The organism is Devosia ginsengisoli (assembly GCF_024707105.1).
Classification (GTDB): Bacteria; Pseudomonadota; Alphaproteobacteria; order Rhizobiales; family Devosiaceae; genus Devosia; species Devosia ginsengisoli_A.
This window is the reverse complement of the sequence record NZ_JANQAJ010000006.1, coordinates 158,840-179,382: the sequence shown is the minus strand read 5'-3', so window position 1 is coordinate 179,382 and position 20,543 is coordinate 158,840. Positions and strand designations below refer to the sequence as shown.

Below are 20,543 nucleotides of genomic sequence, written 5' to 3'. Positions count from 1 at the left end.
ACGGGCTCAGGGGTAAGGACGGGGCATTGGGGCAGAGCTGGCAGAAGATTGCTGTGCGTGCGGTTTCGCATGTGCTTGCTTTGGGCGCGGTTGCGCTCGTTCTGTTCGTGACGCTCGTTCCCGCCCATGCCGAAACCACCCGTGTCGCCGATGTGACCCCGTTGCCGGTGCCGGCCGATCTGGTCGCTGTGCGCGCCCAGCCCGCCATCGGGCCGACCATGGTGCCGCTGGCGCCGGGCCAGCAGCCGCTGACGCCCGCCCTGCTCGCCAATTACGTGGAACGCCAGAAGGCCCTGCGATCCGTCAATGTGTTCGGCAACGAGGCCGGTGACGAACTGACCTCCGATGTGCTGATGGGCTACATCGCCCGCGGTTCGCTGGGGGGCAACAGCGCGGTCTCGGCCATTGCCAGCTTCACCAGCCCGACAACCCGGCCCGAGCCGGAACTGAACCCGGCCTCGCTCGCCGCCTATGTCGAAAGCGGCTACCAGCCGCTGGCGCAGCGCCTCGAACATGCCAATGCCGAGCGTGATTGCCTGGCCCAGGCCATCTATCACGAGGCGCGCGGCGAAAGTGCCGCCGGCCAGCTCGCGGTGGCCAATGTCATCGTCAACCGGGCCCGTTCCGGCAAGTTCCCCTCTACCCTGTGCGGCGTCATCTACCAGAATGCCGACAAGGGCTATCACCGCTGCCAGTTCACCTTCGCCTGCGACGGCCGCACCGATGCGCCGGGCGAACGCCGCGCCTGGGCCCGCTCGGCCGCTTTGGCGCAGGACGTCTATGCCGAGTTCGCTTTGGGCGAAACGGTGGGTGCAGTGCCGGGCTCGGCGCTTTACTACCACACGACCAATGTGAGCCCCTCCTGGTCGCACACCTATAACGCCGTCGCCCAGATCGGCTCGCATATCTTCTACTCGCCCAACTGAGGCGGGTTTCCCGAAACTCGTATGCTGATGCGCCTCGCTTGACGGGGTGGCTGTTGCCGTATCCGCCGATCCCCCTTCTCCCCTCGTGGGAGAAGGTGCCCGAAGGGCGGATGAGGGGGATGCCGAGCGATCCGTCTGCATTAAAGCATGGGGTAGCGCAGCCCCCTCACCCGGAAATCCGCTGAACGCGGATTTCCCCCTCTCCCACAAGGGGCGAGGGGTGGCTCCACTCTCTTAGGCACAAGCAGGGCGTATCCGCAAAACAAAAAAGGGCGCCCGGTGGGGCGCCCTTGGCGTCTCGGGAGGAGACGATTACTCGGCGGCCTGCGCCAGGCGCGGGCCGGGTTCGGCATTGGCGTCGTCGCCGAACTTTTCGAAATTGGCGCGGAAGAGACCGGCCAGGTGCAGGGCCTGGCGGTCATAGGCCTCGGTGTCGGCCCAGGTAAGGCGCGGGGTGAGGAGGCGCGTCTCGACGCCGGGCACGCTGAGCGGCACGGCAAAGCCGAACAGTTCGTCCTCGCGCATTTCGGCATTGTCCAGGCTCCCATCGAGCGCCGACGTCAACAGGCGCCGGGTGGAGGCGATGTCGATGCGCTTGCCCACGCCATGCCCGCCACCGGTCCAGCCTGTATTGAGCAGCCAGGTCGCCGCGCCCGTCTTGCGCAGCTTTTCGGCCAGCATGTCGCCATAGACAGTGGGATGAAGCGGCATGAAGGGCGCACCGAAGCAGGCCGAGAACGTGGCCTGCGGCTCGGTGACGCCGCGCTCGGTACCGGCCACCTTGGCCGTGTAGCCCGACAGGAAATGATAGACGGCCTGTTCCGGCGTCAGCCGGGCAATCGGCGGGAGTACGCCGAAGGCGTCGGCGGTGAGGAACACCACGGTCCTGGGCGTGCCGCCCACGCTGCCCCTGGCAATGGCCGGCAGCACATGGATCGGATAGGCGGCGCGGGTATTTTCGGTGAGCGAGATGTCGTCGAAATCGGGCGTCCGGTCCTCTTCAAGCACCACATTTTCCAGCACCGTGCCGAAACGCTTGGTAGCCGCATAGATTTCGGGCTCCGCGCTGGGGCTGAGCTTGACCGTCTTGGCGTAGCAGCCGCCTTCGAGGTTGAACACGCCGTCTTCGCTCCAGCCATGCTCGTCATCGCCGATCAGCGGGCGATCAGGATCGTTGGAAAGCGTGGTCTTGCCGGTGCCCGAGAGGCCGAAGAACAGGGCGGCTTCACCATCCTTGCCCAGATTGGCCGAGCAGTGCATGGGCAACACGCCCTGGCGCGGGGCGTGGAAGTTGAACAGCGAGAACACCGATTTCTTGATCTCGCCAGCATAGGACGTGCCGGCAATGATCACGACATTGCGGCTCATGTCGAGCGCGATCACCGTTTCGGTGCGGCTGCCGTGACGGGCCGGGTCGGCCCGGAAATGAGGGGCATGCACGATGGTGACTGATGTCGGGTTGGCGCCGGCCTCGACCATCTCGCCGGGGCGGATGAGCAGGTTGCGGATGAACAGGGCATGCCAGGCGCTGGGGGTCAGCACGGTCACGGCATATTGGTGGCGCGGATCGGCCCCGGCCAGCAGGTCCTGCCGGAATACGCTGTGCCCGCCCATTGCGACGACCGTGTCTTCGAGCAGCGCGTCGAACTGATCAGGGCGCATGGCGCCCGAATTGTCCCACCAGACGGTGTTTTCGGTCAGGCTGTCGCGAACGATGAACTTGTCCTTGGGCGAACGGCCGGTAAAGGCGCCGGTTCGTACCGAGACGGCGCCATCGACCGTCAGTTCGGATTCCTCGCCCTGCAGCGAACGTGCAACCAGCACGGGGGCGATATCGTTGAGCGACACCGAACCGGCCCGGCCGGCAATCTGGCTCCTGAGGGCTTCGTGGTCGAACAAGGTCATCTGGCATATGCTCCGTCGTCGGTGGCATGGGCGCCACCTGTAATGGAGCTGAAAATACGGGGTGAACTCGTCGTACAACCATCCCGAAATCGGTCTTAAGACTGAAGTTGCATCGCGCCGGAAGGTCGCACCTGCAGTTGTACTCCCCTTGGCCACGCCTTATTTAACGCGTAATTGTCGCCTGCAAGCAGGGTTTCACGGCCGACGCGCCATGCCTGCAAGCGTCCGAACAAGAAAGGCAGACCATGCCAAAGATCGCCCTGGTGGATGACGACCGCAATATCCTGACCTCAGTGTCCCTGACGCTGGAGGCCGAGGGATATCAGGTCGCCACCTATACCGACGGGGCCTCGGGCCTCGAAGGCCTCACCACCGACAAGCCGGACCTGGCCATTCTCGACATCAAGATGCCCCGCATGGACGGCATGGAACTGCTGCGCCGCCTGCGCCAGAAATCCGACGTGCCGGTGATCTTCCTCACCTCCAAGGACGAGGAAATCGACGAATTGTTCGGACTCAAGATGGGCGCCGACGATTTCATCACCAAGCCGTTCAGCCAGCGCCTGCTGGTCGAGCGGGTCAAGGCCATCCTGCGCCGCGCCGCGCCGCGCGATCCGTCCGCCCCGGCTGGCGCCGCGGGCGAGCCGGGCACCGGCAAGGCGCTGATCGAGCGCGGTTCGCTGGTCATGGACGAGGAACGCCATACCTGCACCTGGAAGGGGCAGCGCGTCACGCTGACCGTGACCGAATTCCTGATCCTGCAGGCGCTTGCCTTGCGCCCCGGCGTGGTCAAGTCGCGCAATGCGCTGATGGATGCGGCCTATGACGACCAGGTCTATGTCGACGACCGCACCATCGACAGCCACATCAAGCGGCTGCGCAAGAAGTTCAAGGCGACCGACGACGATTTCGAGATGATCGAGACGCTGTATGGCGTCGGCTATCGCTTCAAGGAGCAGTAGGCACGACAGTGGCCATTCTCGACCCGGAGACCGAGCCCAGGCCCGAGGCAAAACCCGACGCAGCGCAGGAATGGCGGGCGCCGGAGCCGGACGGACGCGCCGCGTCGCCGGGACCGGACGAGACTATCGCGAAATCCTCGCGCAGCCGCTGGCGGCTGGTGATCACGCCTTTTGCCAAAGTGGCCGGGGCGATCAGCCGCTTTCTCGACTTTACCATCTTTTCCAGCCTCACCCGCCGCATCATGGTGCTCAACCTGGCCGGGCTGCTGGTGCTGGTGGTGGGCATTTTGTACCTCAACCAGTGGCGCGCCGGCCTGATCGACGCGCGGGTGCAGTCGCTGCGCGTGCAGGGCGAAATCATCGCTGCGGCCATTGCCGCTTCGGCCACGGTCGATAGCGACGTGATTTCGATCAACCCCGAGCGCCTGCTGCAACTGCAGGGCGACGGCACGGTCTCCTCGCTGTCCTATTTCGACCCGATGCTGGAATTCCCCATCAATCCGGAACGGGTGGCGCCGCTGCTGCGCAACCTCATCACGCCGACCCGCACCCGCGCCCGCATCTACGACCAGGGCGGGCTGATGATCCTCGACAGCGACAATATCTATGCGCGCGGCGAGGTGATGCGGCAGATCATCGAAACCAAGCAGAGCGACAATTTCTTCCTATGGGACTGGTGGAATGCCATTCTCAACTGGGTGCCGGGTGACAATTTCCCCAAATACCAAGAATACGGCGTCGACGAGGGCAGCCGCTATCCCGAAGTGGCCTCGGCCCTGGCAGGCGCTCCGGCCGATTTCGTGCGCGTCGACGGGCAGAACCAGCTCGTCGTCTCGGTGGCCGTGCCGGTGCAGCGCCTGCGCGCCACGGTCGGCGCCATCCTGCTCTCGACCGCGCCGGGCGATATCGATTCCGTGGTGGCGCAGGAGCGCTGGAGCATCCTGCGTATCGCGCTGATCGCCGCGGCGGTGCAAATCGCGCTGTCGCTGGCGCTGGCCGGCACCATTGCCGGGCCGATGCGACGCCTGTCGGCGGCGGCCGAGCGGGTGCAGACCGCCGGTAATGCCCGCGCCGAAATCCCCGATTTCTCCGACCGGCCCGACGAGATCGGCCATCTGAGCGGGGCGTTGCGGCGCATGACCGACGCGCTCTACAACCGCATCGAGGCCATCGAACGCTTCGCCGCCGACGTGGCCCACGAGCTCAAGAACCCGCTGACCAGCCTGCGATCAGCCGTCGAAACCCTGCCCTTGGCCAAGCGCGCCGAGGACCGCGAGCGGCTCAACGCCATCATCCAGCATGATGTGAAGCGCCTCGACCGGCTGATAACCGACATTTCCAGCGCCAGCCGGCTCGATGCCGAACTGGCCCGCGAAAGCTCGGAACGGGTCGATGTGGAAAAACTGGCCGAAGCCATGGTGTCGATCCAGGAGGACGTGGCGCAGGGGCGCGGCGTCACGGTGGAAATGGACAAGCGCACCGGCCGGGGGGCGGCCATCGTCAACGGCCACGAAAGCCGGCTGGCACAGGTCTTCGCCAATCTCATCGACAATGCGGTGAGCTTCTCGCCCGAAGGGGGCGTGGTGCGCGTGGCGCTCACCACCGACCCCGAAAACATCACCGTGACCGTCAGCGACGAGGGGCGCGGCATTACCGGCGATGTCGGCAAGATCTTCCAGCGCTTCTATACCGATCGCCCCGATACCGAGAGTTTCGGCGACCATTCGGGGCTGGGTCTGTCCATCTCCAAGCAGATCGTGGACGCTCACAAGGGCACCATTCGCGCCGGCAATCGCGAGGATCGCTCCGGCGCCGTGTTCACGATTGTCTTGCCGCGTGCACGCAAATAGAGCGTTTTCAGCAAAAGTGGATACGGTTTTGCGGTTCGAAAACGCGGCAAAACAATAACCTAGAGCAATTTCCCCGTTTCAACGAAACGAGGAAATGCTCTAGATTGCCCGCATGAGCAAGCCTAAAAACGTGCATGGCACGGGTCTGTTGCTGGGATCGACCGGCCTTTTGCTACGCGGTCCGTCCGGCGCCGGCAAATCGGTGCTGGCGCTGTCGCTGCTGGACCGCTGGGAGGGCCGCGGCCTGCCCGCATTCCTTGTTTCCGACGACCGGGTCGACCTGGTGCAGACCGGGCGCGACCTGAGCATGAAGGCGCCCGAAAGCCTGGCCGGCTTGATCGAATTGCGCGGCCGCGGCATCGTCAGGCGTCCGCACAGGAGCCTGGTCACCCTCAATCTGGTCATCGACCTGGTTCCCGAACTGGTCCGCATGCTGGAAGAGGATGCCATGGTCACCGAAATCGCCGGATACACGCTGGCCCGCGCGCCGATACCCGCGGCCGATGTGGTCGGCGTCAGCCACCAGGTCCTGCTGGTCCTCGAGGCCATGGCCGCCCTCGATGCCGACGCGGTCGCCCCGTGACAAAAAACAACTTGAATCGCCGCCCGTCCAAGCCGAGACTGCCCCTTGCTCGTCCTTTTGGGCCGGGTTCGGGTTCGCCTGGCTTGCCCGCTCGCCAGGCGGACGGGGGTCAGGGATTACTGGAATGTCGTAAGCGCCGCTCTGCCGGCGTGAACTGGCAGGCTGGGGACGTTGCATGATTGGTCTGGTTCTGGTGACGCACGGCGCGCTTGCCAATGAATTCAAGTCGGCTCTCGAACACGTGGTGGGGCCGCAGGACCGCTGCGAAACCATCGCCATCGGTCCCGATGACAATATGGAAAGCCGGCGCAACGATATCCTTGCCGCCATAGACAAGGTGGACGATGGCGCCGGGGTCATCATCCTCACCGACATGTTTGGCGGCACGCCGTCGAACCTGGCCATTTCGGTGATGCAGAATCGCGATGTCGAGGTGATTGCCGGGGTGAACCTGCCTATGCTGGTCAAGCTCGGCCGGGTGCGCGCCGACATGGACATCAAGGATGCGGTGAACCTGGCCCAGGAAGCGGGCCGCAAATACATCACCGTCGCCAATTCCATTCTGGGCGCCGGCTGATGGATGCGGCCGCAGGAGGCGACCGGGCCGTCGCGCAGCAACTGACCATCGTCAACACCAAGGGCCTGCATGCCCGCGCCTCGGCGCGCTTCGTGCGCACCGCCGAATGTTTCGACGCCACAATCAACGTCATCAAGGATGGCAGCTCGGTCAACGGGAACTCCATCATGGGCCTGATGATGCTGGGCGCCGGCCCGGGCAGCACCATCCTCGTGCAGGCCAGCGGCAAGCAGGCGCGGGAAGCGCTCGAGGCCATCGTGGAGCTGGTGAATAACGGCTTTGACGAGGACGTCGAGGGGACGGCGGGCTAGCGCTATCGCCACTATTTCCTCTAACTCGATCGTCACCTTCGGGCTTGACCCGAGGGTTCTATACTAACCAATGGTCCAGCAAGTGCAGAGCCCTCGGGTCAAGCCCGAGGGTGACGGCCGGTGGTGGTTACCCCTCAGTTCCCCTCCTCGTCCCGGCGCATGCCGCCACCCATGCCCATCCCCATGCCACCGCCACCGCCTGCACCTCCACCGCCGCCGCCTCCACCACCTGCTCCGCCCCCTTCGCCCTTGCCGCGGCTGCCACCGCTGCTTTGCGGGCGGGTCGGGCCTTGCGAGGGAATGGTGACATCGGCCGGGATGGGGTCGAGGTCGAGTGCCTTGCGGATGAAATCGCGCAGCAGCACCACCAGTTCGGCGGTGTGGATGGGCTTGCCTGCTGCCAGGTCGCTGGCGGCTTGTGCGGCCAGCCGGACCTGCTCCTGCGTGCCGAGCAGCACAATGTCCGACAGCGCGGCTTCCACCGCGTCACGGATGCGGCGGGCACGATCCGATCCGCTTTCGCGGCCGGGTTCCGTCGGTTCGCCGGCGGTTTCAAGGTCGACCGGCTCGGGCAGGGCCGCGGCATGCAGGTCATGCAGATGCATCGGATTGACGATGAGGCGGCCGGTGAAGGAGCCGCCCAGCGTCTTGTAGGCCGATATCAGCGTGCGCAGGCGCTCGTTGATCTGCCGGTTCATGCGCTGCTGCCGCTGCTGGATGGTCATCATCATGACGATGCGGATGCCCACCCCGATCAGGGTGAACATGGCCAGGCCGAGCACCGTGGCCAGGATGCCCTGCCAGGAACTGAAGTCGAAATAGCGCACGGCGATCTCCGCTTGTTGGTGCAGCCAGCTTATCGCGCACCGGTGCAGAACTCATCAACAATGGCTGGTGCACTGCTCGCGCTGAACTGTGTTGCGGAACGCCGCGCCCTCACCCACATTGATACCCTGCGAGGCGGAGGACGTGTATGCGGCGGATGATTGCCGGTATCGGCGGGCTGGGACTGGCGCTCGTGTTGAGCCAGTTTCCCGAATATGCCCAGCAATATACCCAGCGCTTGGGCGGGGCGGTGGACGAGCTGCGCGTCATCACCGAGGATTTCGACCGCGCGGCCGCCGCGGGTGGCTTGGACCGGAGCGCGGCGCTGGCGCGCTACGAAGCCTCCAACGATACCTTTCTCGCCGGTCGCGGCACCTCCATGACCGCCACCTTTCAGCGCTATGACCAGCTCAGCGCCACGCTGACCCGCATCGAGCATGCCGATGCCGTCGGGCGCCTGCAGTCGCTGCCGGCCTATCTCGATACCGATATCGGCCGGCGTACGCTCGAAAGCTACAAGCCGGCCGTGCCCGTCACCATGGAAGGCATTCTCTATGCCGGGGGCGGTTTCATCCTCGGCTATCTGGTGCTGTCGGGCCTGTGGCGCTTCGTGACGCTGCCGTTCACGCGGAGGCGGCGGGTGGTTTACCGTTAGGCGCTTCGCGCTTCGCCGGCCCCACGTTTGCTTTGGCGTACGATCAGCCAGAGCGCCGAAACGAGGAAGTAGACGGCGCCGAAACCCGCATAGCCGGCGATCACGGGGAGCACGGCCGGCACGGCCTGCTGGGCCTGGAAGACGAAGAAGGCGCCGGCCAGCGCCGATTGGCCGCCGCTCAGCACCATCGCCCATTGCGCGCCCGCTTTCCAGCGGCGGATTGCCGTCGCCAGCTGCAGCAGGCCCGCCAGGATGGCCCAGACCCCGAAGACCGCGAGGACGGCACTCAGCCCCATTTGCAGAGCCGCGATCACGGCCAGGGTAGTAGCGGAGCTGACGAAGACGTTGATCGCCTGTATGCGGTTGCCGGCCAATCCCCCATTCCTGAAGGCATCGGCATAATTGGCCGCCGCATCCCAGAGGGGATAGATCACCAGCAGAATGGCGCCGAGAACGGAATATTGCTGGCCAAGCGTGAGGGCGGCGACCACCCAGACCGCCGAGAACGCCGCGCGGCAGAGGTAGTATGACTTGAGCCAGCCGTTCTCGATGGCGAAGTTTGCATTAATGGACGACATCAGGTTTTCCTATCTACTAATTGGTAGGTTGTGGGTCAAAAGCCTGGCTCAAGGCCAGACCAGTTAGTTGGAGAGGCGGTTGAGCAGGGCAGTGGTGATGATCCCGAACAGCTTCGGATCGCCATGAGCGCGGGCGGACAGCATTCCGCCATGCACTGTGGCCATGAAACTCTCCGCTTCGGCGCGTGGCGCGGTCGAAAGTCGGAAAATGCCCAATGCGGCGCCGCGCTCGAAGGCCGATGTCAGCCATGCCGACAAGGTCTCGAAATGCAGCCGCACTTCCACGGCCACTGCGGGCGGCAGGGCCGGAAGTTCGCTGGCCAGAAGGGCGCATAGGCAAAAGGGGTCGCTCGCATCCGTGATGCACTTTTCCCAGTAGCTGACATAGTTCGCGAGCTGATCGCGCGGGTCGGAGGCTGTCCGTTCCAGCGCGGCAAACCCGGCTTTGGCATCTTCGCGATAGCGCAGCACCAGGGTGCGAACCAGGTCGACCTTGCTCGGGAAGTGATGGTGGATGCTGGCCTTGCGGATGCCGACGACCTCGGCAATGTCGGCATAGCTGAAGCCGTTATACCCTCCCGCAGTGATAAGGGCGCGGGCACAGACAAGGATGTCGTCGGCTGTCGAGGAAGAATTGCTCATAGCGTTCATCTACCTATTGATAGGTAGAGAGTCAAGCTGTGATTTATGCGGGATGGCAGGCCCACGAGATATAAACATTCCTTTATATCCTGGTTGATCCAGAGCGCGCCCTTGCGTATAGCAGGAGGCACAGCCCAATTGTCATTGCCGGAGCCTTCTGATGAGCCAATCGACCGACTACGCGGTCAAGGATATTTCCCTCGCTGCCTTCGGGCGCAAGGAAATCGAGATCGCCGAGATCGAAATGCCCGGCCTGATGGCCATCCGCGAGGAATATGCCGCTTCCCAGCCGCTCAAGGGTGCCCGCATTGCCGGCTCGCTGCACATGACCATCCAGACCGCCGTGCTCATCGAGACGCTGGTAGCACTCGGCGCCGAAGTGCGCTGGGTCTCCTGCAATATCTTCTCGACCCAGGATCACGCCGCCGCGGCCATCGCCGCCGCCGGCATTCCGGTCTTTGCTCATAAGGGCGAGAGCCTCGAGGAATATTGGGCCTTCACCGATCGCATGATGGATTGGGGCAATGGTCAGACCCCCAACATGATCCTCGACGATGGCGGCGACGCCACCATGTATATCCTCACCGGCGCCAAGGCTGAGAAGGATGCCTCCATCCTCGACAAGCCCGGCAATGAGGAAGAGGAAATCTTCTTCGCCACCATCAAGAAGCGCCTGGCCACGTCGCCAAATTTCTTCTCCACCATTCGCGCTGCCATCCGTGGCGTTTCCGAGGAGACCACCACGGGCGTGATGCGGCTCTACCAGCTCCATGCCCGCGGCGAGCTGCCTTTCCCGGCCATCAACGTCAATGACTCGGTGACCAAGTCCAAGTTCGACAACAAGTACGGCACGCGTGAATCGCTGGTCGACGCCATCAGGCGCGGCACCGACGTCATGCTGGCCGGCAAGGTCGCCGTGGTCTGCGGCTATGGCGACGTGGGCAAGGGCTCGGCCGAGAGCCTGCGCGGCGCCGGCGCCCGTGTGCTGGTGACCGAGGTCGACCCGATCTGCGCCCTGCAGGCGGCCATGGAAGGCTTCGAGGTCGTGACGCTGGAAGAGGCCGCCCCGCGCGCCGATATCGTGGTGACCGCCACCGGCAACCGCGACGTGCTGACGCTGGACGACATGCGCAATCTCAAGGACATGGCCATCGTCGCCAATATCGGCCATTTCGATAACGAAATTCAGGTCGCCGCCCTGCGCAACTTCAAGTGGACCAATGTGAAGCCGCAGGTCGACCTGGTGGAAAAGCCCGATGGCAAGCGCCTGATCCTGCTCTCCGAGGGGCGCCTGGTGAACCTGGGCAATGCCACGGGTCACCCCAGCTTTGTCATGTCGGCGTCGTTCAGCAACCAGACCCTGGCCCAGATCGAACTCTGGACCAATGGCGAGAAGCTGGAAAAGAAGGTGCATGTGCTGCCCAAGCATCTCGACGAAAAGGTCGCCGAACTGCACCTGGCCAAGCTGGGCGCCAAGCTGACCAAGCTGACCAAGGACCAGGCCGACTATATCGGCGTGAGCCAGAACGGGCCCTTCAAGTCGGGCGAATACCGGTATTGATCGGCTGCGTATGAATGGGAGCGCCCGTGGCTTTTTGGCTGCGGGCGTTTTTGTTTGCCCGGTGCTGTGACTCACCCCCACCCTCATTCCCTCCCCACAAGGGGGAAGCCTGCTCCGTAGTTGCGAAGATATTCGGGATGACCCTTGAGGGTCGATCTGGCGCCTCCCTCCCCCTTGCGGGGAGGGATTGAGGGTGGGGGTTGTTTGGGCAGGATGTGCGTTTGGCGGACCACGTTTCTGCGGTCGTTGCGCGTTGCTGCTTCGTTCTCCGTCAATCCCTGATATCGATACTTTGCCCCCAATGCACAGTCATTAAGACTCTTTTAGCCGATTCCCTGGGCCGGTATGGTCATAGTGATTCGGCCGCTGGGGGACATGCGGCTGGTTCGAAGAGGACCGGATTCCGTGCGGACTCCGCGTTTGGTCCCTTCGCTCGAGTTGAAGCGTACCGGTTGCTCCGCAGCCGGGCTGGCAACAATGAATTTGACCTAGAGGGCAGCGCATGGCGCCGGATCGATTCCGGAAGCATTGGGGATTCGCAGCACTGGCAGCGGCCCCTCTTACCCTGATGACGGCGGTCCCCGCCCTCGCACAGGGCCTCAATGCGGCGAGTTTCGTCGGCGCCGCGCCGCTTGCCATTGCCGTGGGCGCCGGGGCCTTCGCCCTCATGGCCATGGCGGTCATCCGCACCATGCTGGCCGACGGCAAGGCCGCCCGCCGCCGCGCCGCCGGGCAGATTGCCGGGCTGCGGGCCATGGTGGACGAATATGAGGCGCTGCTGTCTGGCACGCGCGAAGTCACCGTGCTGTGGACCGAAAACAGCGAGGGCGCGCCGCGCCTGCTCGGCCAGGCCGCCTCGGTGCTGCCGCCCGGCCGCCAGCCCGAAAGCGTGCTCAATTTCCCAAGCTGGCTGTCGCATGGCGACGCCGACAAGCTGGCCCGCCTGCTCGAGGACCTGCGCGTGCATGGCCATGCCTTTGCCGTCAGCCTCAATGCGCTCGATGGAAGGCTGATCCGCGCCGATGGCTGGGTGCTGGGCGGCGGCGCGGCCATGCGGCTGCGGCCCGCCTTCCTGCAACCGCAAACCGAGCCGGCTTTGGCGCCGCCACCGGCCACCGGCGATCTCGCCAGTATCCGCGCCGTGCTTTCCACGCTCGCCGACCCCGCCTTCATCCGCAATCGCGACGACCGGCTGGTCTATGCCAACCAGCCCTATCTGCTGCTGGCCCGGGCGCTGGGCAAGACCGGCACCGAGGCGGCGCCGCCCGAGCTGCTCGATACTGCCCAACTGCGCCAGCACCTGCTCGATTGTGCCGGGGCGGACGAGCCGGAAGCCATGACCATCGCCTGGCCGGGGCAGGGCGCGTTCGATCTGATCGAATGCGCCATTGCCGGCGGCCGCGCCGGCTATCTGCGTCCCCGGTCCGAGACCCGACCTGCCGAGACGGGCCTCGCTCATATCGGCGGCATCATCGGCGCGCTGACCACGCCCATCGCCATTTTCAATGCCCGGCGCGAGCTGATCCAGTTCAACGAAGCCTACGCCCAACTGTGGAATCTGAGCCGCAAATTCCTGGTGCCCGGCCTCGACGAGCGGGCCATTCTCGACAAGCTGCGCACCGATGGCATGCTGCCCAACCAGGTCGATTACCAGACCTGGCGCAGCCAGCATCTGCAGAGCTACACGCGCAAGACGCCGCATGAAAACGAGCCCTGGCACCTGCCTGACGGCCGCACCATCAAGGTGATTTCGGCGCCGTCGGGCCCGCAAGGCGGCGTCATCTATGTCTTTGAAGACATTACTGAAAGGCTCAAGCTCGAAAGCACCAACAAGGCCTTCTCCAACGTGCAGCGCGAAACCATCAATGCGCTCAGCGAGGCCGTGGCGGTGTTCGGCACCAATGGGCGGCTGACCCTCAGCAATCCGCGGCTTTCTGCGCTGTGGAAACTGCCGGTCAACGAACTGGGGCAGAACCCCCATATCGACCAGATCGCCGAAGTGACCGGCCGGGCCATCCCCGAGGATGGCGCCAGCATCTGGCGCGATCTCAAGCGCGGCATCATCGACCTCAACCCCACCCGCTCCGACCAGACCGGAAGGCTCAACCGCTCCGATGGGCGGTTGCTCGACTATGCCATCACCCGCCTGCCCGACGGGCAGACCATGATGACCTTCCTCGATGTCACCGAAAGCGCCAGCTATTCCAAGGTGTTGAAGGAGCGCAACGATGCGCTGGTGGCGGCCGACCTGCTCAAGGACGCCTTCGTCGAGAATGTCTCCTACGAATTGCGCTCACCGCTGACCAATATCATCGGCTTTGCCGACCTGCTGGCGGGCAGCGAGGGCGGGAGCCTGAACGAACGGCAGCGGGCCTATATTGACTATATCCGCGCCAGCTCGGTGACGCTGGGCGTGCTCATCGACAATATTCTCGACCTGGCTTCGGTCGATGCCGGCATTGCCGAACTGCGGCCGGAACTGCTTGATATTCCAACACTTATCGACAAGGCGCGGGCTGGCCTGTCGGCCACCTTCCCGGAGATTTCGGGCGAAAAGCCGATCAATCTCGTGGTCGATATCGAGGACGGCATGCCGCCCTTCATCGCCGACGGCACGCGCATCGTGCAGGTGCTCTATAACCTCTTATCCAACGCTGCCCGCTTCTCGCCGCCGGGCGGAGAAATCAGGCTGTCGGTGAGCCAGCGGGCCGACCGGATGCTCTTCGTCATCGAGGACGAAGGCCCTGGAATCACTGACGAAATGCGCGCTGCCATCCAGACCCGCATCGATACGCCGACCGGGCGCCAGCGCGGCGCCGGACTGGGGCTGGCCATCGTCAAGACCTTCGTCAATCTGCATGGCGGCACAATCAGCGCCGAGAAGCGTGAGCCGCGCGGCTCGCGCATCATCGTCAACCTGCCGCGCGACAGCGCCATGGCCGGCGTGGCCGAGTAATGGAGCGGCTGCTGGCCGACGATGCCGCGACCGCAGCCCTGGGGGTGGAGCTCGCAAACGCCCTGAAACCGGGCGATCTGGTGGTGCTGGAGGGTGATCTTGGCGCAGGCAAGACGGCGCTCGCCCGGGCCATCATCCGCCATCTGGCCGGCGATCCCGCGCTCGATGTGCCCTCGCCCACCTTTGCTCTGGTGCAGCCCTATGACACGGCAAAGGGCCCGGTGCTGCATGCCGATCTCTATCGGCTGGGCGACCCACGCGAGGTGGACGAACTGGGGCTGCTGGACAACCCCGATGCCATCGTGCTGGTCGAATGGGCGGCGCGGTCGCCCGAAATCGTGGCGGCGGCGACGCTCACGGTCAGCCTCGCCATCCCGCCTGACGGGGTGGGGCGCGTGGTGACGGTGACGCGTTAGCACTGCGGCCTTAGTGTTAACGGACTGTTAGCATCGAGCACCACCGATCGGCGCATCTGGCGCGGCAAAATGCGCCTGCCGGTGGGCGGGAACCCGCATGATCCATTGGGATTTTCGCTTCTAGAGCCAGCGGCGCGTGGCGCCGGCATAGGTGAACCATTCGGCGCCGAAACCCTGCGCCAGCCTGGCCTCCTCATGCGGCACGACCAGCCGGTCGAGCAGTAGCCAGAGCAGCGGCAGGCCGAGCAGCGCCCATTCGAGACTGACGGCGAGGCACGCCCCGGCCAGTACCAGCAGCAGCCCGCAATAGAAGGGATTGCGGCTCCAACGATAGGGCCCTGACGTCACCAGCGCCTGCGGCGATGCGTTGGGCCTGGTGGTCGTGCCCGCCGCGGTGAGCGCCTGCGCCGCCCGCATTTCGAGCACGAAACCGCAAAGGGCGAGGACAATGCCGGCCCAGGTGAGCGGCGCGGTCAGCCCGGCCGGCGGCAGCAGCGGCAGGGGCACGACGAAATCGAGCAACAGCACGCCGGCAATTACCATGGCGGCATAGGCATCGGGGATAAGCGGCTGGCGCGGTGTCTCGGGCATGGCTCCATGATAGGCGCGGCGGGGCGCTGCGCGCAAACGGCCTGAGTATGGCATGGCGGCCGGACGTGGGGACAAGTGGCCCCTGCCCGGAAGGCGGCTCAGTTCGCGGCGGCAAGGTGGGTTGATGGCTCAGTGGTGCCATGCTTTTGTGATGGGATGGGGCAGAACTACTTCGTTTACATCGTCACCAATCGCAAGCATGGGGTGCTCTATACCGGCGTCACCAATGATCTCCTGCGCCGCGTGCATGAGCACCGCGAGGGGCTGGTTGATGGCTTCAGCAAGACGCATGACTGCAAGCATCTGGTCTGGTTCGCGGTGCATGAGGATATCGAAGCGGCCATCCGGCACGAGAAACGCCTCAAGAAATGGCTGCGGCCGTGGAAGGACGCGCTGATCGAGGAAACGAACCCCGATTGGCGGGACTTGTGGTGGGAGATCATCAAGTAGAGGGGCTTGCGCCCGGCGGTGGCGCGTATGGGGAGTAGGACACCAAACCTGCCCCACACGCGATGTCATCCCGGCCTTGAGCCGGGATCCATCCTGAGATGGCTGGATGGACGCGGTGGTCATTCGTCCCACCTTGCGGATGTGGGGCGATCTCGGGATGGGCCCCGGCTCAAGGCCGGGGTGACACCGTGGGTGTGGTCAGGTGGGACGTATAGAAGGATTCATCAGGAACCGACGAGCGCTAAACCTGCCCAACCGCGATGTCATTCTAGCGGAGGCCGGGATCCATTCGCGGCGTTATCCTCAAGCTGGTGGTTTCGGGCATCACGGACATGCATCCCGGCCTGCGCCGGTATGACCCCCCAGGGTCGTGAGGGTTTTTCGTTGTGGATTTCCGTGCCCACTGGCAGCTCATCTGTTGTAGAACAAATAGAAAACAGATATGGTAGATCGTGGTTTACGATGTACGAGCTATCGCTAATTTGGCGCTTGATTTAGCAGAGGAAGAGGGGCGCCCCCTCTCCAATATGCAAATCAACAAGCTCGTTTATTTCTTGCACGTTGACATGCTCGCTTTAACTGAGCGGCCACTTGTGACCGCAAAGATCGAAGCGTGGGAACATGGGCCAGTTTTTCGTGAACTCTATTCTCAATTCAAAGCATTTGGCGATGCGCCGATCTTGGGTCGAGCAACCGCGCTGAGCCCGCGGACAGGCAAAGAAGAAGTGGCCAATGCTGATCTGCCACTTGAAATGCTCGCGGTGCTTCGGCCGCTAGTGCATAAATATTCCGCGTTGTCCGCTAGCGCTATGAGAGCTGAATCCCACGTCGAAGGTGGCCCTTGGGATCGTGCTTGGAATCATGACACCATGACTAACGCCTCAATGCGTATCTCAAATGAATCTATATTGGCGTGGCTTAAAGAAGGCTGGAGACACTGATGCCAGTAGACTTGAGTAAGGCAATTTCGAAGTTGGATCGCCCTCCTTCTAGTCATAATTGGGTTCGTTTCGTGCGAAGCACGCAACCGGAAACGACAAAGTCCATTTTGTCATTCGTGCGCGGGATGCCTCGATTTACGTATCAAACTGGATCGTCTGCTATACGAGATCGTCTAGCTTTGGGTATCGACTACGATACAGCGGTTGCGATTACTCAACGTTCGGGCGCGCCGGCAGGGAGGGGTCAGAACAGGGCATTGGTTGATGCCTTCTTTGAATATGATGTGAACCGAAAGTACCCTAAATTTGCCGCAGTGAGCTTCGAGAGGCAATGGTTTAGGGTCTCAAGGGACATCTTAGTTCCAGTCGCTCCACTATCTGTAATTCGTGAGCACGAACGATTCGTACCGCTTTTTTTATGCGGGTGGAGTCAAATCCAGCTGAGCATATCTCAGCGCCGTCTTCTGGCCACGGTGTGCGAAGACGCATTTCTGTCGCTGACTGACTATCTGAACTCCCCGGCCGAGTTCCTGTTCTTTCCTAAGAATTCCGAAGGCATCCGAGAATCTGAGGTTTGGTCCAGAGGAGACTACGACCTCTTGCCTGAAAGCGAACTGAATGACCAAGTTATGCTGTACCTCGCAGCACGCGAGGAGGCTAGGGCGATACTTGCCGCTGAGAAAGTCGCGGCTGATAGGGCTTCCGACGAGGCTGGTGAGGACACCCGTACTAGCGACCCCACTCTTTTTGACGACAAGTAATCGCCCAAAGAGCATAGCTCTCTGGACCTGATCTGCTAAAATCGCTCACTGCAGCGATTTACGTCCGCCATACGTTAGTGCGCCCCATCCCAATCCCGTGCGGCATGGGCGTCCACCTGGATCGGCACGGTTAGCCTCACCGCCGGTTCCGCCGCCCCCTCCATCACCCGCTTGATCACCGGCATGGCCGTGTCTTCCGTGCCCTCGGGGACTTCGAAGATCAGTTCGTCATGCACTTGCAGCAGCATGTCGGCTTCGATGCCGGCCTGTTTCAGTTCCGGTTCCATGCGGATCATGGCGCGGCGGATGATGTCGGCGGCCGAGCCCTGGATGGGGGCGTTGATGGAGGCGCGTTCGACGAAGCTGCGTTCGGCGGCGTGGCTGGAATTGGCGTTGGGGAAGTTGATCTTGCGGCCGAAAATGGTCGAGACATAGCCGTCCACTTTTACCCGGCGGCGCTGCTCGTCCATATAGTCCTTGATGCCGGGGAAGCGCTCGAAATAGGTCTTGATATAGTCGCCGGCCACCGAGCGCTCGATGCCGAGCTGGTTGGCGAGACCGAAGGCGGAAATGCCGTAGATGATGCCGAAATTGATGGCCTTGGCGCGGCGGCGCACGTCGGACGGCATGCCTTCGACCGGCACGCCGAACATTTCCGATGCCGTCATGGCGTGAATGTCGAGCCCTTCCTCGAAGGCGTCCTTGAGGGCCTGGATATCGGCAATATGGGCCAGGACCCGCAGCTCGATCTGGCTGTAGTCGGCTGAAATCAGCAGCTTGCCCGGCGCGGCGACGAAGGCGGTGCGGATCTTGCGGCCGTCCTCGGTGCGCACCGGGATATTCTGCAGGTTGGGATCGTTGGAGGACAGGCGCCCGGTCAGCACGGAGTGCTGGCTATAGGTGGTGTGGACGCGGCCGGTGCGGGCATTCATGTATTCGGGCAGGGCATTGGTATAGGTGCCCATGAGCTTGGTGAGCTGCCGCCAGTCGACAATGGTGCGGGCGAGGGGCACGCCCTTGAGGGCGAGGTCTTCCAGCACATCGGCGCCGGTGGACCAGGCGCCGGTCTTGGTCTTGGTGCCCCCTTCGAGCCCCATGCGGTCGAAGAGGATTTCGCCGAGCTGCTTGGGGGAGCCGAGATTGAAATTACTGCCCGCCAGTTCATAGGCCTGCGCTTCGAGCGCAGCGGCGCGCTGGGCGAAATCGCCCGAGAGGCGGGCGAGAATCTGCCGATCGACGGAAATGCCGCGGCCTTCCATACGGGCCAGCACCGGGGCCAGCGGCCGCTCGATGGTCTCGTAAAGCGTGGTCATGCCTTCGGCGGCGAGGCGCGGCTTGAGGATGCGCCAGAGGCGGAGCGTCATGTCGCTGTCCTCGGCGGCATAGAGCGCGGCCTTGTCGATCGGCACCTGGGCGAAGGTGATCTGGCCCTTGCCGGACCCGATCAGGTCCTTGATCGACTGGCCGGGCACGCCGAGCCAGTGATCGGCCAGTTCGGACATGGTGTTGAATTGCGGGCCGTCCAGCGAATAGCTCAGCAGGAGCGTGTCATCGAGGCTGTTGACGGCGATGTCGTAGCGGGCGAGCAGGCCCAGATCGTATTTGGCATTGTGGAAGATCTTGAGGATCGCCTTGTCGGCCAGCAGGGGCCGCAGCATGTCGAGCGCCTGGCGGATATCCATCTGGCCTTCGGCATGGCCGCCGCCGAACATGTCGCCTTCCCCGGTCGTATGCCCGAGCGGCAGATAGGCGCCATTGCCGGGCTGGGTGGCGAAGGAGAGGCCGACGAGATCGGCCGTCTGGTTGTCGAGCCCGGTGCTTTCGGCATCCACGGCGACGAGCCCTTCGCGATAGGCGGCGTCGATCCAGCGTTGCAGGTGGGCCGCATCGCGGATGATTTCGTAGGCGTCCTTGTTCCACGGAATGGCGCGGGTGGCCTCGTGCGCGGCGGCGGCATGGAGCACGACGGGCGAGCCGGCGCGGCCCTCGGCCTCCTGCCGCGCCGCGCGGGCTTCGGCGCGGGCCTCGTTGTTGAAGCCGACCGGGGAGGCGGGCACGGCGGCAAGCGCGGGATCGGCCTCCCAGGCGTCGGGATCGGCCCCGATCAGCCCGCCCAGCCGCTTGGTGATGGTGAGGAATTCCATCGCCTTGAGGAAGGGGAAGAGCTTGCCCGGCTCGATGGGCTGGCGGGCAAGGCCATCGAGGCCGATCTCGACCGGAACCTTCTGCTCCAGGGTTACGAGGCGCTTGGAAATGCGGGCCAGCTCGGCATTGGCGATGAGCTTTTCGCGGCGGGCATTCTGCTTGATCTCGCCGGCGCGCTCGAGCAGGGTTTCGAGGTCCCCATAGGTATTGATCAGCTCGGCGGCGGTCTTGACGCCGATGCCCGGCACGCCGGGGACATTGTCGACGCTGTCGCCGCACAAAGCCTGCACGTCGATGACCTTGTCGGGCGTGACGCCGAACTTGTTGAATACTTCCTCGACGCCGATCCAGCGCAAGGGCGGCTGGCCGGGGCGGGGAATGGTGTCGAGCAGGCGGATGGAGCCATCGGGCTCGACCAGTTGCATCAGGTCCTTGTCGGAGGAGACGATGGTGACCTTGCCGCCGGCATTGCGCGCCTGGCAGGCATAGGTGGCGATGATGTCGTCGGCCTCCCAGCCCTCCATCTCGATGGAGGGAATATTGTAGGCGCGCGTGGCGGCGCGGGTCAGCGGGAATTGCGGCACCAGCTCGGGCGGCGCCGGCGGCCGCTGGGCCTTGTACTCGGCATAGAAATCATCGCGGAAGGTCTTGCCGGAATGGTCGAAGATAACGGCCATATGGGTCGGCTCGTCCTCGCCCTTGAGGTCTTCCATCAGCTTCCACAGCATGTTGCAGAAGCCCTGCACGGAGCCGACCGGCAGCCCGTCGGACTTGCGGTTGAGCGGGGGCAGGGCGTGAAAGGCGCGGAAGATATAGCCCGAGCCATCGACGAGCAGCAGATGCATGAAACCGATTCCAGTGGCGAGAGCGTCGGACTTTACGGCAGATGGCGGGGCGGGCAAAGGGCC

The 20,543-nt window shown here is 63.8% G+C and carries 19 protein-coding genes; 13 read left to right on the top strand and 6 right to left on the bottom strand.

Translation table 11 applies throughout. From position 1 onward, the window contains the following. Positions 1–53: 53 nt before the first annotated feature. Positions 54–926: a cell wall hydrolase gene (locus NVV79_RS04550; protein ID WP_303986701.1), complete on the top strand. Its 873-nt coding sequence runs from the start codon at positions 54–56 to the stop codon at positions 924–926. 312 nt (positions 927–1,238) lie between these two features. Here the strand turns inward: NVV79_RS04550 and pckA are convergent, their stop codons facing one another. Beyond that, positions 1,239–2,831: a phosphoenolpyruvate carboxykinase (ATP) gene (pckA, locus tag NVV79_RS04545; RefSeq protein WP_303986699.1), complete on the bottom strand. Its 1,593-nt coding sequence runs from the start codon at positions 2,829–2,831 to the stop codon at positions 1,239–1,241. Between the two features lie 245 nt (positions 2,832–3,076). On the opposite strand from pckA, the gene NVV79_RS04540 reads away from it, so the two are divergent. From NVV79_RS04540 to NVV79_RS04520, 5 genes are all read left to right on the top strand, one after another. Then, positions 3,077–3,793, top strand: a complete 717-nt coding sequence (locus NVV79_RS04540; RefSeq protein ID WP_303986697.1) for a response regulator transcription factor — start codon at positions 3,077–3,079, stop codon at positions 3,791–3,793. Between the two features lie 8 nt (positions 3,794–3,801). Then, the gene (locus NVV79_RS04535) at positions 3,802–5,643 is read left to right on the top strand and encodes a sensor histidine kinase (RefSeq protein ID WP_303986695.1); all 1,842 of its coding nucleotides are present in this window, start codon (positions 3,802–3,804) and stop codon (positions 5,641–5,643) included. 112 nt (positions 5,644–5,755) lie between these two features. Continuing rightward, positions 5,756–6,226, top strand: a complete 471-nt coding sequence (locus tag NVV79_RS04530) for an HPr kinase/phosphorylase (RefSeq protein WP_303986693.1) — start codon at positions 5,756–5,758, stop codon at positions 6,224–6,226. A gap of 175 nt (positions 6,227–6,401) precedes the next feature. After that, the gene (locus tag NVV79_RS04525) at positions 6,402–6,803 is read left to right on the top strand and encodes a PTS sugar transporter subunit IIA (protein ID WP_146291664.1); all 402 of its coding nucleotides are present in this window, start codon (positions 6,402–6,404) and stop codon (positions 6,801–6,803) included. Next, the gene (locus tag NVV79_RS04520) at positions 6,803–7,114 is read left to right on the top strand and encodes an HPr family phosphocarrier protein (RefSeq protein ID WP_146291666.1); all 312 of its coding nucleotides are present in this window, start codon (positions 6,803–6,805) and stop codon (positions 7,112–7,114) included. The genes NVV79_RS04525 and NVV79_RS04520 overlap by 1 nt, the downstream gene beginning before the upstream one ends. Positions 7,115–7,248: 134 nt before the next feature. Here the strand turns inward: NVV79_RS04520 and NVV79_RS04515 are convergent, their stop codons facing one another. Continuing rightward, positions 7,249–7,941: a hypothetical protein gene (locus NVV79_RS04515; RefSeq protein WP_303986689.1), complete on the bottom strand. Its 693-nt coding sequence runs from the start codon at positions 7,939–7,941 to the stop codon at positions 7,249–7,251. 146 nt (positions 7,942–8,087) lie between these two features. Between NVV79_RS04515 and NVV79_RS04510 the strand changes: the two genes are divergently transcribed. Next, a complete protein-coding gene (locus NVV79_RS04510) occupies positions 8,088–8,594 on the top strand; it encodes a DUF2937 family protein (protein ID WP_303986688.1) in 507 nt (168 codons plus the stop codon). Here the strand turns inward: NVV79_RS04510 and NVV79_RS04505 are convergent. Together NVV79_RS04505 and NVV79_RS04500 are read right to left on the bottom strand one after the other, a co-directional pair. Beyond that, positions 8,591–9,172, bottom strand: coding sequence for a DUF308 domain-containing protein (locus NVV79_RS04505; protein ID WP_303986685.1), 582 nt, complete (start codon positions 9,170–9,172; stop codon positions 8,591–8,593). The genes NVV79_RS04510 and NVV79_RS04505 overlap by 4 nt on opposite strands. Positions 9,173–9,235: 63 nt before the next feature. Then, a complete protein-coding gene (locus NVV79_RS04500; RefSeq protein WP_303986683.1) occupies positions 9,236–9,814 on the bottom strand; it encodes a TetR/AcrR family transcriptional regulator in 579 nt (192 codons plus the stop codon). Positions 9,815–9,974: 160 nt separating this feature from the next. Here NVV79_RS04500 and ahcY point away from each other — a divergent pair, with 160 nt between their 5' ends. The 3 genes from ahcY (at position 9,975) to tsaE (ending at position 14,747) form a co-directional block, all read left to right on the top strand. Further along, on the top strand, positions 9,975–11,375 hold the full coding sequence (gene ahcY / locus NVV79_RS04495; RefSeq protein ID WP_303986682.1) for an adenosylhomocysteinase: 1,401 nt from the start codon (positions 9,975–9,977) through the stop codon (positions 11,373–11,375). A 568-nt stretch (positions 11,376–11,943) separates the two neighbouring features. Beyond that, positions 11,944–14,331, top strand: coding sequence for a PAS domain-containing sensor histidine kinase (locus tag NVV79_RS04490; protein ID WP_303986680.1), 2,388 nt, complete (start codon positions 11,944–11,946; stop codon positions 14,329–14,331). Next, positions 14,331–14,747, top strand: a complete 417-nt coding sequence (gene tsaE / locus NVV79_RS04485; protein WP_303986679.1) for a tRNA (adenosine(37)-N6)-threonylcarbamoyltransferase complex ATPase subunit type 1 TsaE — start codon at positions 14,331–14,333, stop codon at positions 14,745–14,747. The genes NVV79_RS04490 and tsaE overlap by 1 nt, the downstream gene beginning before the upstream one ends. 120 nt (positions 14,748–14,867) lie before the next feature. Here tsaE and NVV79_RS04480 read toward each other — a convergent pair whose 3' ends face one another. Next, complete coding sequence (locus NVV79_RS04480; protein WP_303986677.1) at positions 14,868–15,338, bottom strand: isoprenylcysteine carboxylmethyltransferase family protein; 471 nt, start codon at positions 15,336–15,338, stop codon at positions 14,868–14,870. Positions 15,339–15,494: 156 nt separating this feature from the next. On the opposite strand from NVV79_RS04480, the gene NVV79_RS04475 reads away from it, so the two are divergent. The 3 genes from NVV79_RS04475 to NVV79_RS04465 all read left to right on the top strand — a co-directional run bounded on the left by NVV79_RS04475 (position 15,495) and on the right by NVV79_RS04465 (position 17,490). Further along, positions 15,495–15,788: a GIY-YIG nuclease family protein gene (locus NVV79_RS04475; RefSeq protein WP_303986675.1), complete on the top strand. Its 294-nt coding sequence runs from the start codon at positions 15,495–15,497 to the stop codon at positions 15,786–15,788. A gap of 452 nt (positions 15,789–16,240) precedes the next feature. Further along, positions 16,241–16,729 (top strand): Panacea domain-containing protein, encoded by a 489-nt coding sequence (locus NVV79_RS04470; protein ID WP_303986673.1) that lies wholly within the window; start codon positions 16,241–16,243, stop codon positions 16,727–16,729. Between the two features lie 179 nt (positions 16,730–16,908). Beyond that, positions 16,909–17,490 (top strand): hypothetical protein, encoded by a 582-nt coding sequence (locus NVV79_RS04465; protein WP_303986672.1) that lies wholly within the window; start codon positions 16,909–16,911, stop codon positions 17,488–17,490. 74 nt (positions 17,491–17,564) lie between these two features. Here the strand turns inward: NVV79_RS04465 and polA are convergent, their stop codons facing one another. Next, complete coding sequence (gene polA, locus NVV79_RS04460) at positions 17,565–20,480, bottom strand: DNA polymerase I (RefSeq protein WP_303986671.1); 2,916 nt, start codon at positions 20,478–20,480, stop codon at positions 17,565–17,567. Positions 20,481–20,543 lie beyond the last annotated feature (63 nt).

What these genes read in the sequence shown, in the direction of transcription:
- pckA (WP_303986699.1), bottom strand. Translation starts at nt 2,831, where the DNA reads ATGACCTTGTTCGACCACGAAGCCCTCAGGAGCCAGATTGCCGGCCGG.
- NVV79_RS04540 (WP_303986697.1), top strand. Translation starts at nt 3,077, where the DNA reads ATGCCAAAGATCGCCCTGGTGGATGACGACCGCAATATCCTGACCTCA.
- NVV79_RS04530 (WP_303986693.1), top strand. Translation starts at nt 5,756, where the DNA reads ATGAGCAAGCCTAAAAACGTGCATGGCACGGGTCTGTTGCTGGGATCG.
- NVV79_RS04525 (WP_146291664.1), top strand. Translation starts at nt 6,402, where the DNA reads ATGATTGGTCTGGTTCTGGTGACGCACGGCGCGCTTGCCAATGAATTC.
- NVV79_RS04520 (WP_146291666.1), top strand. Translation starts at nt 6,803, where the DNA reads ATGGATGCGGCCGCAGGAGGCGACCGGGCCGTCGCGCAGCAACTGACC.
- NVV79_RS04510 (WP_303986688.1), top strand. Translation starts at nt 8,088, where the DNA reads ATGCGGCGGATGATTGCCGGTATCGGCGGGCTGGGACTGGCGCTCGTG.
- NVV79_RS04505 (WP_303986685.1), bottom strand. Translation starts at nt 9,172, where the DNA reads ATGTCGTCCATTAATGCAAACTTCGCCATCGAGAACGGCTGGCTCAAG.
- NVV79_RS04500 (WP_303986683.1), bottom strand. Translation starts at nt 9,814, where the DNA reads ATGAGCAATTCTTCCTCGACAGCCGACGACATCCTTGTCTGTGCCCGC.
- ahcY (WP_303986682.1), top strand. Translation starts at nt 9,975, where the DNA reads ATGAGCCAATCGACCGACTACGCGGTCAAGGATATTTCCCTCGCTGCC.
- NVV79_RS04490 (WP_303986680.1), top strand. Translation starts at nt 11,944, where the DNA reads ATGACGGCGGTCCCCGCCCTCGCACAGGGCCTCAATGCGGCGAGTTTC.
- tsaE (WP_303986679.1), top strand. Translation starts at nt 14,331, where the DNA reads ATGGAGCGGCTGCTGGCCGACGATGCCGCGACCGCAGCCCTGGGGGTG.
- NVV79_RS04480 (WP_303986677.1), bottom strand. Translation starts at nt 15,338, where the DNA reads ATGCCCGAGACACCGCGCCAGCCGCTTATCCCCGATGCCTATGCCGCC.
- NVV79_RS04475 (WP_303986675.1), top strand. Translation starts at nt 15,495, where the DNA reads ATGGGGCAGAACTACTTCGTTTACATCGTCACCAATCGCAAGCATGGG.
- polA (WP_303986671.1), bottom strand. Translation starts at nt 20,480, where the DNA reads ATGCATCTGCTGCTCGTCGATGGCTCGGGCTATATCTTCCGCGCCTTT.